Here is a 13,627-nt window from a genome sequence, read left to right on the forward strand (position 1 = left end):
CATCGTGCGGCTGGTCTCCCAGAGGCGCATCCGGTGACTGCTGTCGGGCTCGGCCGTGCCCACCACCAGGACCCGCTGTGCCTTCGATGAAACCGTGGCGGTGCGAGCGTGGCCACGGGGTACCCACAAGGCGGACGAGTCGACCGTAGGAAGGCGGTGGAGATGATGGCACTCCCGCTGGTCGTGGGTGTTGACGGATCGGATTCCAGTCTTCAGGCAGTGGACTGGGCCGTGGATGAGGCGGCCCGCCACGAGCTGCCCTTGCGCCTGGTCCATGCCTCCCGATGGGAGCGGTACGAGGAGCGTCTCCCCTCGCTCAGCACCAGCCGCTCCTCCGGGGAGATCGTGGCCGAGAACATCGCCGCCTCCTGCCTGCAACGCGCGACCTTGCGCAACCCGGAGGTGAAGGTCTCCGCCGAGGTCCTGGCCGAGGACGCCGTGTCGGCGCTGCTGCACGAGGGCCGCGAGGCATTCGCCGTGGTCACGGGATCCTACGGCAGGAGTGAGCTGGCGGACACGCTTCTGGGCTCGGTGAGCCTGGCGGTGGCGGCCCGGTCCGTCTCCCCCGTCATCGTGGTCCGCGGCGCCGAGCGCAACCGTCAAGGGGCCTTCGGACGCGTGGTCCTCGCGGTCGGCGACGTCGCCGAGGGCTCGGCCGCCGTCCGGTTCGCCTTCCGCGAGGCGCTGGCGAGGGACGCCGAACTGCACGCCGTACGCACATGGCGGCGCCCGGCGCACTCACACGGGAGCCAGTCGCTGCTCATGCATGAGGCGTCCGCTCTGGTCTACGAGGAGCAGGCGGCGACCATCCTCAATGAGGTGCTGGACGAGGCCGAGCGCGAAGAGGGCGACAAGATCGTATGCCACCGCGATGTGATCGAGGGCCCGGCGCACCGGGTCCTGCAGGACGTGTCGGAGCAGGCCGATCTGCTGGTTGTCGGCTCCCTGCGCCGTCGCGACCGCTCCGGGCTGCAGCTCGGCCGGGTCAGCCACGCCGTGCTGCACCGCGCGGCGTGCCCGGTGGCCGTCGTCCCGCAGCGGGTGTGATCGGCACGGGTGTGCTCAGGCCCGCCACCGCCGTGCGGCGCGCAGCCGTCGCAGATAGGGGTCGTACGCGTGGCGGGGCAGGATGCGCAGCCGGACGTCCAGCGCCACGACGCCATCGGGCCGGGCCACCACCGGGTTGAGGTCGGCCTCGGCGAGCTGAGGGAGGTCACAGGCCATCCGGGACAGCCGCAGCAAGAGTTGCTCCAGCCCCTCCAGGTCGACGGCCCCGCCACCGCGGTAGCCGAAAAGCAGTGGGGCACAGCGCGGTGCGGTGAGGAGGCCGTGCGCGTCACGGTCGGTGAGCGGGGCGAGTTTGGCGGCGTGGTCGGCGAGGAGTTCAGTGGCGGTGCCTCCGAGGCCGAAGAGCACCAGGGGACCGAACACCTCGTCCTGGACAACGCCCGCGAACAGCTCGATGCCCCGGCGCGCCATGGGCTGGAGGAGAACCCCGGCCATCCGGCCCCCGAAGCGCGCCCGCAGCTCCCGATAGGCGTGGCGGACCTGGTCCGGGCCTTCGAGGTCGAGCCGCAGCGCCCCCTGGTCGCTCTTGTGTACCAGACCGGGCCAGTACGCCTTGAGGGCCACCCGGCCGCCCTCGTCCTCGACCAGGTGCCGTACGGCGGCCACGGCGGTGTCCTCGTCCTCGGCCCATGCCCAGGGCAACTGGGGAATGCCGTAGCGGTCGAACAGGGCCGCGCAATCGCGCGGGTCGAGCCAGCCACCGTCGGAGTGGCTGGTGAGGAAGGTCTCCACGATGGCCGTGGCACCGGCCGGGTCGATCCCCGACAGCGGGGGAACGCTGCCCGGTGGTTCGGCCCGCCAGCGGGCGTAGCGGGCGGCGTGGGCGAGGGCGCGCGCCGCCGACCGGGGTTCGGTGTAGGCCGGTACGGGGTTGTCGTCTGCGGTCGGGAGGAGCCGTACGGGGGCTTCCTGGTCGAGGAGGACCGCCGCCACCGGGCGGGGCCGTCGTCCGGGTGCGGCGGTGAGTGCGCGCAGCGGGTCGTCGCGGGTTCCGGTGGCCAGCGCGGTGGGCACGAGCACCACCAGTACGGCGTCCACGGCTCCGTGCGCGGTCAACTGGTCCAGGCAGGAGCGCATCCGGTCGGCGGTGATCACCGCGGTGGTGTCCACGGGGTTGGCCGTGGCGGCGCCCGGCGGCAGGGTCCCCCGCAGTTCACCGGCCAGCGCGGGGTCGAGGGCCGGGACCGTGAGCCCCGCGTCGACGCAGGCGTCGGCGGCGAGCACACCCGCGCCTCCGGCGTTGCTCACGACCGCGACCCGGGCACCGGCGGGCAGCGGTTGGGCGTGCAGCAGGGCCGTGGTGTCGACCAGTTCGGCGACGCTCTGGGTGGCGATGATGCCCGCCTGGGTGAACAGGGCCCGGCGGGTCATGGTGGGGGTGGCCGCGGCGGCGGTGTGTGAGGCGGCGGCGCGCCGTCCGGCGTCCGAGCGGCCCGCGTCCACGGTGAGGACGGGCATGGCGCGGGCGACGCGGCGAGCGGTGCGGGAGAACGCGCGCGGGTTGCCGAAGGACTCCAGGTGGAGCACGGCGAGGCGGGTGCCGGGGTCCGACTCCCACCACTGGAGCATGTCGTTGCCGCTGACGTCGTACTTGTCGCCGAGTGAAACGAAGCTGGACACGCCGACGCCGAGGCGGCCGAACCGCTCCAGCAGCGCGATGCCGACGCCTCCGGACTGCACGGCGACGCCCGCGCACCCCGGCAGCGGGCGATGCGCGGCGAACGTGGCGTTGAGACGCACCTCGTCGAACGTGTCGGCGATTCCCAGGCAGTTGGGGCCCACCAGCCGCATGCCGTGGTGACGGCAGCAGGTGAACAGCGCCTCCGCCTGGTCGGCGTCGAGCCCCGCTGTCAGGACGACCAGCGCCCGCACGCCCACCGCGCCGCACTCCTCCGCCACGCCCGGGACCGCGGGCGCCGGTACGGCGAGCACGGCGAGTTCGGGTACGAGGGGCAGGGCGGCCACGGACGGGAACGCCGGTGTTCCCTGGATGACGGAGGCATGGGGGTTGACCGCGTACAGCGCACCAGTGAAGCCCCCGGACCGCACGTTGCCCAGCACGGCCCGCCCCACCGATCCGGGCCGACGGCCCGCACCGACGACGGCCACCGAACACGGCCGCAGCAGAGGCCGCAGGCTGGCCACATCGGCGATCCGGCCCCGCCGGTCCACCGCCGCCAGGTAGTCCTCGTCCTGCTCCAGGTGAACGGTGCAGCGTACGTCGGTGCCGTCGAAGTGGCGGGAGGTACGCAGGCCAAGATCGCCGAATACCTTCAGGACCTCGTGGTTCTCGGCGAGCGCTTCGGCGGTGAAGGCCGAGACGCCCGCTTCCCGGGCCGCGTGCACCAGGTGTTCGAGCAGCAGGGTGCCGATGCCCTGACCGTGGCGGCCCTCGGCGACGGCCAGAGCGATGTCGGCGGACACCGGTTCGCCGGCGGCCGTGGGCAGCGTGTCGTACTCGGCCACGCCGACCACCCGGCCCCCCGCCACCGCGACGAGCGCCTGATATCCGCGGTGTGCCGGTGCGCAGACGCGTTCCGCCGCCGCCCGTGCGTAGCGCGGATTGACTGCGAAAAAACGCAGCCGCAGGGCCTCGGGAGACATCTCACGGTGCATCCGCAGGACCTCGTCCAGGTCCTGTGCCCGTGCGGGACGTATCTCGACGGTGCTGCCGTCCGCGAGCAGCGCGTGGACCGTCTCGGGACGGTGGGTCGTCTCCGTCACTCCGCGCCCCCTTCCATCGGCCGTGCGGACCGCGTGTCGTCAGTCGTGGGGCACGACGGCGACGGGACACGCGGCGTGGTGCAGGAGCGCCTGGGTGACGTGGCCGAGGCGGGGCGCGACGGGAGACCGGTGGGTGTGGCGTCCGACGACCACCAGCGCGGCCCGCGAGGCGGCTGCCAGCAAGGCATCCGCAGGGCGGCCGTGCTCGACCTGCTCGGTCACCGGGACGTCGGGGTACTTCTCCCGCCATATCTCCACTGCTTCCGCCAGCAGCCTCCGCTCCTCGTCCCTGACGTCCTCGTCCCCGGCGTCCGCGGCCCGGCCGGGACGTGGCCGGGGTTGCGGACCGTGGGTGAACACCGGCCGTGCCAGTGCGCGCACGGCGCGCACCCCCGTTCCACGTGCCGCTGCGGTGGCGAAGGCGAACTCGATGGGTGCGGCCGACTCCGGCGGGTCCTGGACACCCACGATCACGTCACCGCCCTCGGGCCCGGTCCGTTCTCCGCTGCCCGCGCGCACCATCACCACCGGGCTCGTCGAACACCCCAGCACCTGAAGTCCCACGGATCCGAGAAGGTAGCCGGCCACGGCGCCCCGCCCGTGCGAGCCGAGCACCAGCATCTGCGAGGACGCACCGTTGCCGACCAGGCCCTCGACGGCCGTCCGCGGGACGAGTTCGGCGGATACCGGCACCTCCGGGTAGCGGTCCGCGAGTCGTGCCTTCGCCGCGTCCAGGGCCTCCTGCGCCCACAGTTTGCGCATCTCGGGAGCCTGGGCCGTACGCGCCGTCTGCGCCGGCAGCATCCAGGCGTGGACCAGCCGCAGCGGCGCATGCCTCCACCGCGCTTCCCGCGCCGCCCACTCGGCGGCAGCCAGGCTCTCGGACGAACCGTCGAGGCCGACGGTGATGGGACGCGCCATGGGGGTCTGCGTCATCGGGGCTCGGCCTCCTCGCGGATCCCGGTGCCCTCACGAACGGGCGAGCGTGGTGGCTCCGCGCGTCACCACACCGGGGGCGCGGGAGTCGGGCAGTGGCCCTTGCGGCCAGTGTGGCACCGATCGGGCAGCCACGCCGCCGAGCCGCATCGCCCATGGACGGCCCAGCCCGGCGCGACAGGTCCGCACCCGGTGCGGACACTGGGAGGCGAGGGCCGAACCATGAGGAGAGGTCGTGGCCGGACTCCGGGACTTTTTGTTGCGGTTCCGCCCGGTCGGGTCGCCGGGCCGGGCGGCGCCGGGCGGCGTGCCCGCGGACCGTACGGCGGAGCTCACCGCCGAGTTGGACCCGCCCCTTTCGCTCCTGGAAGAAGCCGAGGCGGAAGCCCGGCACATCCGCGACGGCGCGGCTCGCGAGGCGGCGGAGAGGCGGCGCGCCGCCGAGCGCCGTGCCCAGGAGATCGTGAAGAGCGCCCAGGACCGGGCTCGGGAGGTGCGGGCGACGAACGCGGCCCGCGTCCGCCGGGACGCCGAGACCGAGGCGGCGGAACTGCTCGCCACAGCGCAGCGGGAGGCAGCCGCGGTACGCCGCAGGGCCGAGGAACGCATGCCCCGTCTCCTGGACCGGGTAGCACACCTGGTGGCCAAGGACATCGAGCTCCCGGATGCCACGGCCAGGGGGCGGCCCGGGAACGCTGGGCAGAGGAATCCGTGATGAGCGCCGGATGGGTGGCCGGGGTGACACGCGCCAGGGCCATGCTCTCGCGCGCCCTCGGCAGGGAGGAGGGCCGAGAGGTTGCTTCGGCACCGGGCCTCGAAGCCGCCGTTCGCCGCCTGAGTGCCTCGCCCTACGGCCGGGGTCTTCTCCCCGGGACATCGCTCGCCGACGCCCAGCAGGCAGTGGCGGCTGCCCTTCTGTGGCACCTGCGGGTGCTCGCCGGCTGGCAACCGCTCAGCGGCGCGAGTGCCATCCGTTTGCTCGCCTCCGGGTTCGAGATCGCCAACGTGGAGGACCATCTGCGCACGCTGGCGGGCGTCAGCCGGTCCCGGGTGCCGTACCGGCTGGGCGCGCTGGCGACGGCTTGGCCCCGGCTGGCCCGTACCAGCTCGCCACGGGAGCTGCGTGCGGCGCTGGCCGCTTCCGGCTGGGGTGATCCCGGGGAGGACACTCCCGCGGCGGTGGCCATGGGGATGCGGGTGTCCGCCGCTGTGCGTACCGCGACGGCCGTACCGGAGGCCGCGCGCTGGGCTGCGGGGCGGCTCGCCCTGCTGGTCGGGCGGGAGGTGTTCGTCGCCCGCCGCTCCTTGCCTCGGCCGTCCGCGGAACGGGCCGAGCGGCTGCTCGGCGCGAAGGCCATGGCCGCGACCTCGTTCGCCGACTACCGACGCGAGCTGCCGCCCGCCGCCCAATGGGCCGTGGCCGGGATCGACCACGAGGTCGGCCTGTGGCGAGCCGAGGGCCGTTGGTGGGACCAGCTGGACGAAGGCGGTCGGGCGCTGCTACGCGGCTCCCGCCCTGGTTCGGCACCGGTCGTCGGCGCGGTCGCCGTGCTCTCCGCGGACGCCTGGCGGGTGCGCGGCGCGCTGGAGGGCGCCGCGCGGGGCGGTGGACACCCGGAGGCGTTCGATGCGGCGTCCTGAGGCGATGGTGCCGGTCCGCATGCGACGAGTGGCGATCGTCGCCCCGCGGGACGCGCTGCGGGACACGCTGGTGCGCGTCGCCGAGGCCGGCTGCGTCGAGATCGACCATACCGAGGGTGGCGGTCCGGGCGCTCCCGGGCAGGGCTCCGCGTCCCATCGGCTGCGGCGTTCGCGGGCGGAGCCGGAGCGAGCCGTGCTCAGTGTCCGGACCCCCGACCTCGACGCCCTGGAGCGTGCGGGCCGCACCGATCTGCTGGCCGGTGAGGCACAGCTTGAGGAACGCGAGGCCAGCGCGGTGCGGCGCGGAGACGTCGCGGCACTCGCCGGGTGGTGTCCCGCCGACGGCGTTCCGGCGACCGCGGGACGTCTGGCAACGGCGGGAGGTGCGTTGGTGCCCTTGCGCGCGCCGCGCGGAGTGGAGCCACCGACGCTGCTCCGCGAGGCCGGTGCGCTACGGCGCTCGTTCGTGCCCCTGGTGCGGACGTACGGGACGGTGCCGTACCCGGATTTCGACCCCACGCTGCCTGCGGGCATCGCCTACGTGGTGATGTTCGGGGTGATGTTCGGTGACGCCGGGCACGGGGCCCTGCTACTGCTCGCCGGGATCGCGCTGCGCCTGGGCCACCCTCGCCGTGCCGCGTCGCTGCGCCCGCTGTGGCCGTTCGTCGCCGGAGCCGGACTCAGCAGCTCCCTGGCAGGTGCCGCGTACGGCGAGTTCTTCGGGCCGACCGGCGTCCTGCCGGTGCTCTGGCTGAACCCGTTGCAGGACCCGCTGCGGCTGATCGTCGCGGCCATCGGCTTCGGCGCGCTGCTGCTGGCCCTGGCGTACGCGGCGGGCATCGCGAACCGCTGGCGGGAAGGCGGACCGGGGAACGCCCTGTTCGCGCTCTCGGGCATCGCCGGGGCGATGCTGTACCTGGGCCTCGCCGTCTTGGGCGGCGGCGCCTGGCTGGGCCGCGCCGCCGTCCTGACGGGCGCCGTGATCGCGGGTGTCGGCCTCCTCCTGGCCGGATCCGGGCTGTCCGCCGTGGCCGGTGGTGGCGCGGGTGGCGCCGTCCAGGTGGGAATCCGGCTCTTCGACGGGGTGCTGCGCATCGGCTCCAACGTCATCTCTTTCGCACGGCTGGCGGCCTTCGGGCTCACGCATGCCGCACTCGGCTCGATCGTGTGGCGCGGCACCACGGCACTGGCGGACCGGGGCGGTGCGGCAGTGCTCGCGGCCGCGGTGCTCTTCGTCGTGGGCAACGCGCTCGCCTTCGCTCTGGAGGCGCTGGTGGCCGGGGTGCAGGCACTGCGGCTGGAGTTCTACGAGCTGTTCTCCCGGGTGTTCGAGGACCAGGGGCGTCCGTTCCGTCCCTGGCACCTGCCCGTGCTGAACGGTCAGGGGCACGCGGCGAACGCGCCGCGAGGTGAGGGGACGTACGAGGAGGCAACGTGATCGCCTGGTTCATCGCGCTCCCGGTCGTCGGCGCGGTTCTGGCGCTGGGGCGGCTGCTGCTGCGACGGTCCCGGCACAGGGCCCTGCGGTGGGTGTTCGCCGCCAACGCCCTGCTGTTCGCGGGAGCGGCGGCCCTGCTCGTGGTGGCGCTCGGCAACGGGTCCGCGCAGGCGGCGGCACCGGCCGCGGCACAGGGCTCCGGCGCCGCCTCGGCCGCCCTCATCGGGGCCGCCATCTCGGTGGCCGGGGCCTCCATCGGCGCGGCGATCGCCGTCGCCTACACCGGGGCCGCCGCGGTAGCGGCGCTCAGTGAGCGCCCGGAACTCTTCGGCCGGGCGATGGTGATCGTCGGACTGGCCGAAGGCATCGCCATCTACGGGCTGGTCGTCGCCATCATCCTGATCGGGAAGTCCTGACCATGGGATGCGTGGCGGCCCTCGGGGAGCGGACGCGCGTGGCGGGGCTCGCCCTGGCGGGTGTCACCGTGGTCGCCGCCGAGGAACCGGACGCGGTCCGTGAAGCCTGGCGTGCCCTTCCACCCGGAACTGAGCTGGTCATCCTCACGCCCGCGGCGGCGGACGCGCTCGGCCCAGGACCGCTGCAAGGCGTCCGGCCGCTCACCGTGGTGATGCCGTGATGAGGAAGCCGGTGTCCGACGAGGCGGTGCCCGCGCTCGCACCGGTGCGAGCGGAGTTGCTGCGTACGGCGCGGGCGGAAGCGCGGGAGGTGCTGGACCGGGCCGACCGGGAGGCCGAAGCGCTGGTCGGCGAGGCACTGGCCAGGGCGCGCGTCATCGTGGAGGAAGCCCACCGGCAGGGCGAACGGGAAGGCGCTGCCGCCGCCCGCGGTGTCAAGGCGGGCGCCCGCCGGGGCGCCCGGGAGCGTGAGCTGGCCGCCCGTGAAGCGGCGTACGAGGAACTGCGCCGCCGTGCCTTCGCGCACGTTCGTCAGAGGTGGGACACGGCAGCCCGTCCGGCCGTCCTGGACCGGCTGCGGAAACGCGCGCGAGGGCTGCTGGGACCGGACGCCGAGATCGCCGAGGTCCCCGGTACGGGTGTGGTGGCCCGTGCGGGGGGCCGACGGGTCGAATGCACCGTGGACAGCCTCACGGCACGCGCGCTGGACCGGCTCGGTGCGGAGATCGAGACGCTGTGGTCGCCGTGAACGGAGCCGATGGAGCGGCGCGGCGACCCAGCCGCGTTCTGAGGGTCGCCGGACCACTGGTCGAGATGGAATACGCGGGTGACACCGCGATGTACGACGTGGTCTCCCTCGGCACGTCCGGGATCCCCGGCGAGGTGGTGTCGATCAGCGACGGTGTGGTGACCGCCCAGTCCTACGAGTACACGGGCGGCCTGGCTCCTGGCGCCGAGGCGCGGTCCCAGGGGGCGCCGCTGTCTGCGGCGCTCGGTCCCGGCCTGCTCGGGGGCGTGTTCGACGGCCTGTTGCGGCCGCTGTCCGGCAGCGGGGACTGGCTGCTGCCCGGGGCCGCCCGGGACCGGGCCACTGCACGCGGCTGGTCCTTCGTCCCGACAGTGGGCGAAGGAGGACAGGTCGCCGAGGGCAGCGTGCTGGGGGAGGTCCGCGACCGGGGGCCGGTACGGCTCCGGGTACTCGTCCCGCCCGGGGTCAGCGGGGTGGTGGAGCACATCGCGCCGCAGGGAAGCTACGGCCAGGACGCGGTAGTGGCCGTCGTGGGCGGCACGGAGGTCCGGCTCACCACGTCGTGGCCGGTCCGCCGACCGCGCCCGGTGCGGACACGTGGCGGTGAGCCGGAGGCGCTGCACACCGGCCAGCGGGTGATCGACCTGCTGTTTCCCGTCGCGCGGGGCGGCACAGTGGCCGTCCCCGGCGGTTTCGGCACGGGGAAGACCATGCTGCTCCAGCAGATCGCCAAGTGGTGTGACGCCGATGTGATCGTGTACGTCGGCTGCGGGGAGCGCGGCAACGAGATGGCCGATGTCATCGCCGAACTGTCCGCGCTGGAGGACCCGCGCACCGGTGGCCGGCTCGCCGACCGGACGGTGACCATCGCCAACACCTCCAACATGCCGCTGATGGCCCGTGAGGCAGGTATCCACACGGGGGCCACGGTCGCCGAGTACTTCCGCGACATGGGGCTGGACGCCGTACTGATCGCCGATTCCACCTCGCGCTGGGCCGAGGCCCTGCGCGAATTCGCCTCCCGCACCGGCGCGCTGCCCGCCGAGGAGGGCTACCCGGCCGGGCTGGCCTCCGCGATCGCGGCCTTCTACGAACGCGCGGGAGCCGTGACGACGCTGGGCGGTGAGCGGGGCTCGGTGACCGTGATCGGAGCGGTGTCCCCGCCCGGTGGCGACATGACCGAACCGGTCACGGCCCACACCGAACGGTTCGTACGCGGTGTGTGGTCGCTCGACCGCGAACTCGCCTATGCCCGCCACTATCCGGCCCTGTCGTGGGCGGAATCGTTCTCCCGGGACGCGGCACCGCTCGCCGACCGTCGGACGGCCGCAGGCGACCCCGCCTGGTCCGCCCGGCGCGACCGGCTCGCCGCGGTGCTGGCGGAGGCCGACCGGCTGGCGGATCTGGTCGAGCTGGTCGGCATCACGGCCCTGCCCGACTCGGAACGTGTCAGCGTCCTGGCCGGACGGCTGGTACGCGAAGGAGTGCTCCAGCAGAGCGCGCTGTCCGCCAACGACGCCTACTGCGGCCCGGGGAAGGCCGCGGCACTGGCCGACTCCGTCCTCGCGGTCATCGACCGCTGCCGGGAACGCGTCGCTTCCGGCGTCCCGGCGGCAGCCGTGGAGGCCGCGGACTTCGGGACGGTGCTGCGGGCGCGCGAGGAGGTGGGTCCGCATGACGCGGCGGGAGTGGCGGCGCGCCGGGAGACCATGCTCGCCCGGCTCGGGGAGCTGCGGTGAACGGCCGACACCGGCCCTGCCTCGGCCGGCCCCGGCCCCTCCCCGGCGGGCCCGGGGGCGAGGCGCCGTGACCGCGTGGAGCGAGGTCGAGTACACGGCCGTGCGGGAACTACGCGGCCCGCTCGCCATCGTGCAAGGAGTCTCAGGGGTGGGATGGGACGAGTTCGTGCGGATCACCCTGGACTCGGGCGAGCGGCGATACGGCCTCGTGCTGGAGGTCGACCGCGAACTCGCCGTGGTGCAGGTGCTGGAGGACACCACCGGAATGGACCCGTCACACGTGCGGGTGTCCTTCGCCGGGAAACCGCTGCGCGTCCCCGTAGGCCCGGGCTGGCTGGGCCGGGTGTGCAACGGCCGCGGCGAGCCCGTCGACGGCGGACCGCCGGTGTTCGGCGAGACCAGCGCCGCGGTGAGCGGCACCCCGATCAACCCGGTCCGGCGGGAACCACCCTCCGAGCCCATCCTCACCGGGGTCGGCGCCGTCGACGCCCTGACGACACTGGTCCGCGGACAGAAGCTGCCGGTGTTCTCCGCGGCCGGGCTGCCGCATCTGGAACTGGCGGCCCAGATCGCCGCGCAGGCCACAGCCGGTGGCGAGGCTTTCAGCGTCGTATTCGCCGGTATGGGCCTGACCCATCCGGACGCCGCCTTCGTACGGGACGCGCTGGAGGAGCGTTCGGCCGCGGGCGAACTGGTGCTGCTGCTCAACACCGCCGACGACCCCGTGATCGAGCGAACCCTGACCCCGCGCGTCGCACTCACCGTGGCCGAACACCTCGCCTTCTCCCTGGGCCGCCACGTGCTGGTGGTGATGACCGACATGACCGCCTACGCCGAGGCGCTGCGCGAGGTCTCCGCGGCCCGGGGCGAGGTCCCGGCCCGGCGAGCCTATCCCGGGTACCTCTACAGCGACCTGGCCTCGCTCTACGAGCGCTGCGGCCGGATCCGCGGCCGCGCGGGCTCGGTCACGGTGCTGCCCGTCCTCACCATGCCCGCGGGCGACATCACCCATCCGGTCCCCGACCTGACCGGATACATCACCGAGGGCCAGATCGTGCTCTCCCGCCAGGTCCACGCCCGAGGGGTGTATCCACCGGTGGACGCCCTGGCGTCACTGTCCCGCCTGATGCGCAAGGGAGCCGGGCCCGGGCGCACCCGGCCCGACCACCTGGACCTCGCGGCCCAGACCCTGGCCGCGCTCGCCCGGGCCCGGCAGGTGAGAGAGCTCTCGGACCTGGTGGGCGAGGCGGCCCTGAGCCCGACCGACCGCCGCTACCTCGACTTCGACGAGGCGTTCCTGCGCCGTTTTCTGCATCAGCGGCCCGACGAAGCGCGCCCCTTGGACCGGACGCTCGACGCCGCCTGGCAGGCTCTGCTGACCCTCCCCCGCGGTGAGCTCACCATGCTGCCCGCCGCATTGCTGGACGCGCACGGCGCGCGGGCAGAACCGGACGGCGGCGAGCGGGACGGACCGGAGCCATGACGACTGCCTCCGGCCCTCCGCCCTCACGCGCCGGGCGGCTGCGCCTTCGGCACAGCCTGCACGTGGCCTTGCGTGGTGCGGAGCTCCTGGAGCGGAAACTGCGCATCCTGCGGGCGCGGCACGAAACCCTGCTGCGGGCCGAGGAAACCAGTGCGCATGCATGGCGCCGGGCAGTACAGGATGCCGAAACATGGCTGCTGAGAGGGGTGCTCCTGGGCGGCGAACACGCCCTGGAAGCGGCGGCTGAGGGGGTCGGTGCCACCGATTTCACCTGGCGTGAGGAATCCACAGTGGGAGTGCGCCACCCCGCGCTCGCCTCGTGCCGCATCCCGGACCGCTCCCCCGACGCGACCACGCCCGGCAACACCGCCCTCCTGCACGCCGAGGCCGCCTACCGGCAGGTGCTGCTGGCCGGCGCCGAGTACGCCGTCGCACAGCAGGCCGCCCGGGTCGTCGGGGCGGAGGTGGCACACACCCGCCAGCGGGTCCGCGCCCTGCGGCGCCATTGGATTCCCCGGCTGGAGAAGGCGCTCGCCCGGATCGACCTCGCTCTCGAGGAGAGCGAACACGAGGACGCCGTACGCCGTCGCTGGGCCGCGGCCAGGCGGGGATGACCGGCACCGCCACCACCGTGGGACGTACGGCTTGAGTTCCGAGGGCCGGACCATGGACCCAGAGCAACGGCCGCGGCGCGCACGGGCTCGGCATCCGCACGTATATGCGGCAATCAGCGTCCGGAAACCCCTTGCTGCGCCGCTCCGACCGTGTCCAGCTCTGGGTGTCCGCCCTGATGACGGCCCTTCTGGCCGTCAGCCTTCCCGCCGCGTCCCTGAGCGCCGGATGGGCCGCCTACGAGTCCCGGATACAACACGGCGCAGGTCCAGGCGTCACAACGCCACCAGGTCACCGCACGTCTGACGGGCGGGCCCATGGACGTGGGGACCGGCAGCGGGCAGTTCGGCCGGGTTCGCTGGACCGACGAGGACGGCATGGAACGGACAGTTGTCACCCGCGTGGAACGGGGCACGCCTCGGGGCGCGACTGATGGCAGATGATCACCTGGCGCGCGCGGGGGCCGGCTGGAACCACGGTGGTCCCGGGGACTTCCCTGAGGGGTGCGGCGTCACACAACCGCGGAAGGGCCCTGCGTGTCATCGGTGCGGAAGGAAACGCGCTCGCTGACCGAGACCACTCCGTCAACACCCCGGCACAGCCGGACGATGATCGGAATCATGCTCCGCGTCTCCACCGATCCACTCAGCGTGACCTCACCTTCCCGCACCTCGACCGTCACGGCCGAGGGAGCCAGCCGAAGTGTCCGGCTCAGCACCTCACGGCAGATCTCGTCGTGGATCGCGTCATCATGGCGCAGGAAGACCCGCAGCAGATCACCGCGGCTGACGATACCCAGCAACGTGTCGGTCTCGTCCACGA

13 protein-coding genes are annotated in these 13,627 nt (G+C 73.7%); 10 read left to right on the plus strand and 3 right to left on the minus strand.

The window, feature by feature from the left end:
- Positions 1–165: 165 nt before the first annotated feature.
- The gene (locus tag LCH29_RS40165; protein ID WP_446466644.1) at positions 166–1,047 is read left to right on the plus strand and encodes a universal stress protein; all 882 of its coding nucleotides are present in this window, start codon (positions 166–168) and stop codon (positions 1,045–1,047) included.
- A gap of 15 nt (positions 1,048–1,062) precedes the next feature.
- Here the strand turns inward: LCH29_RS40165 and LCH29_RS40170 are convergent, their stop codons facing one another.
- Both LCH29_RS40170 and LCH29_RS40175 read right to left on the minus strand, forming a co-directional pair.
- The gene (locus LCH29_RS40170; RefSeq protein ID WP_446466631.1) at positions 1,063–3,792 is read right to left on the minus strand and encodes a bifunctional acetate--CoA ligase family protein/GNAT family N-acetyltransferase; all 2,730 of its coding nucleotides are present in this window, start codon (positions 3,790–3,792) and stop codon (positions 1,063–1,065) included.
- Positions 3,793–3,831: 39 nt separating this feature from the next.
- Complete coding sequence (locus LCH29_RS40175) at positions 3,832–4,728, minus strand: universal stress protein (RefSeq protein ID WP_446466632.1); 897 nt, start codon at positions 4,726–4,728, stop codon at positions 3,832–3,834.
- 235 nt (positions 4,729–4,963) lie between these two features.
- On the opposite strand from LCH29_RS40175, the gene LCH29_RS40180 reads away from it, so the two are divergent.
- From LCH29_RS40180 to LCH29_RS40220, 9 genes are all read left to right on the plus strand, one after another.
- Positions 4,964–5,443 (plus strand): hypothetical protein, encoded by a 480-nt coding sequence (locus LCH29_RS40180; RefSeq protein WP_446466633.1) that lies wholly within the window; start codon positions 4,964–4,966, stop codon positions 5,441–5,443.
- Entirely contained in the window at positions 5,443–6,369 is a 927-nt protein-coding gene (locus tag LCH29_RS40185; protein ID WP_446466634.1) for a hypothetical protein, read from the plus strand. The genes LCH29_RS40180 and LCH29_RS40185 overlap by 1 nt, the downstream gene beginning before the upstream one ends.
- A gap of 19 nt (positions 6,370–6,388) precedes the next feature.
- Complete coding sequence (locus LCH29_RS40190) at positions 6,389–7,807, plus strand: V-type ATPase 116kDa subunit family protein (protein WP_446466635.1); 1,419 nt, start codon at positions 6,389–6,391, stop codon at positions 7,805–7,807.
- Entirely contained in the window at positions 7,804–8,223 is a 420-nt protein-coding gene (locus LCH29_RS40195; RefSeq protein ID WP_446466636.1) for an ATP synthase subunit C, read from the plus strand. The genes LCH29_RS40190 and LCH29_RS40195 overlap by 4 nt, the downstream gene beginning before the upstream one ends.
- 2 nt (positions 8,224–8,225) lie before the next feature.
- Positions 8,226–8,444 carry a hypothetical protein gene (locus LCH29_RS40200; RefSeq protein WP_446466637.1) on the plus strand — a complete coding sequence of 73 codons (219 nt, stop codon included), beginning with the start codon at positions 8,226–8,228 and terminating at the stop codon, positions 8,442–8,444.
- Positions 8,444–8,971 (plus strand): hypothetical protein, encoded by a 528-nt coding sequence (locus tag LCH29_RS40205; RefSeq protein WP_446466638.1) that lies wholly within the window; start codon positions 8,444–8,446, stop codon positions 8,969–8,971. The genes LCH29_RS40200 and LCH29_RS40205 overlap by 1 nt, the downstream gene beginning before the upstream one ends.
- Entirely contained in the window at positions 8,896–10,710 is a 1,815-nt protein-coding gene (locus LCH29_RS40210) for a V-type ATP synthase subunit A (RefSeq protein WP_446466639.1), read from the plus strand. Before LCH29_RS40205 ends, LCH29_RS40210 begins: the two co-directional genes overlap by 76 nt.
- A gap of 67 nt (positions 10,711–10,777) precedes the next feature.
- On the plus strand, positions 10,778–12,193 hold the full coding sequence (locus LCH29_RS40215; protein WP_446466640.1) for a V-type ATP synthase subunit B: 1,416 nt from the start codon (positions 10,778–10,780) through the stop codon (positions 12,191–12,193).
- The gene (locus tag LCH29_RS40220; RefSeq protein ID WP_446466641.1) at positions 12,190–12,807 is read left to right on the plus strand and encodes a V-type ATP synthase subunit D; all 618 of its coding nucleotides are present in this window, start codon (positions 12,190–12,192) and stop codon (positions 12,805–12,807) included. The genes LCH29_RS40215 and LCH29_RS40220 overlap by 4 nt, the downstream gene beginning before the upstream one ends.
- A 509-nt stretch (positions 12,808–13,316) precedes the next feature.
- Here the strand turns inward: LCH29_RS40220 and LCH29_RS40225 are convergent.
- Positions 13,317–13,627: BON domain-containing protein (locus LCH29_RS40225; RefSeq protein ID WP_446466642.1), on the minus strand; the 311-nt coding region annotated here is incomplete at its 5' end.

The organism is Streptomyces sp. BRA346, from assembly GCF_052851135.1.

What these genes read in the sequence shown, in the direction of transcription:
- LCH29_RS40210 (WP_446466639.1), top strand. Translation starts at nt 8,896, where the DNA reads ATGCACCGTGGACAGCCTCACGGCACGCGCGCTGGACCGGCTCGGTGC.
- LCH29_RS40200 (WP_446466637.1), top strand. Translation starts at nt 8,226, where the DNA reads ATGGGATGCGTGGCGGCCCTCGGGGAGCGGACGCGCGTGGCGGGGCTC.
- LCH29_RS40205 (WP_446466638.1), top strand. Translation starts at nt 8,444, where the DNA reads ATGAGGAAGCCGGTGTCCGACGAGGCGGTGCCCGCGCTCGCACCGGTG.
- LCH29_RS40190 (WP_446466635.1), top strand. Translation starts at nt 6,389, where the DNA reads ATGCGACGAGTGGCGATCGTCGCCCCGCGGGACGCGCTGCGGGACACG.
- LCH29_RS40220 (WP_446466641.1), top strand. Translation starts at nt 12,190, where the DNA reads ATGACGACTGCCTCCGGCCCTCCGCCCTCACGCGCCGGGCGGCTGCGC.
- LCH29_RS40185 (WP_446466634.1), top strand. Translation starts at nt 5,443, where the DNA reads ATGAGCGCCGGATGGGTGGCCGGGGTGACACGCGCCAGGGCCATGCTC.
- LCH29_RS40175 (WP_446466632.1), bottom strand. Translation starts at nt 4,728, where the DNA reads ATGACGCAGACCCCCATGGCGCGTCCCATCACCGTCGGCCTCGACGGT.
- LCH29_RS40165 (WP_446466644.1), top strand. Translation starts at nt 166, where the DNA reads ATGGCACTCCCGCTGGTCGTGGGTGTTGACGGATCGGATTCCAGTCTT.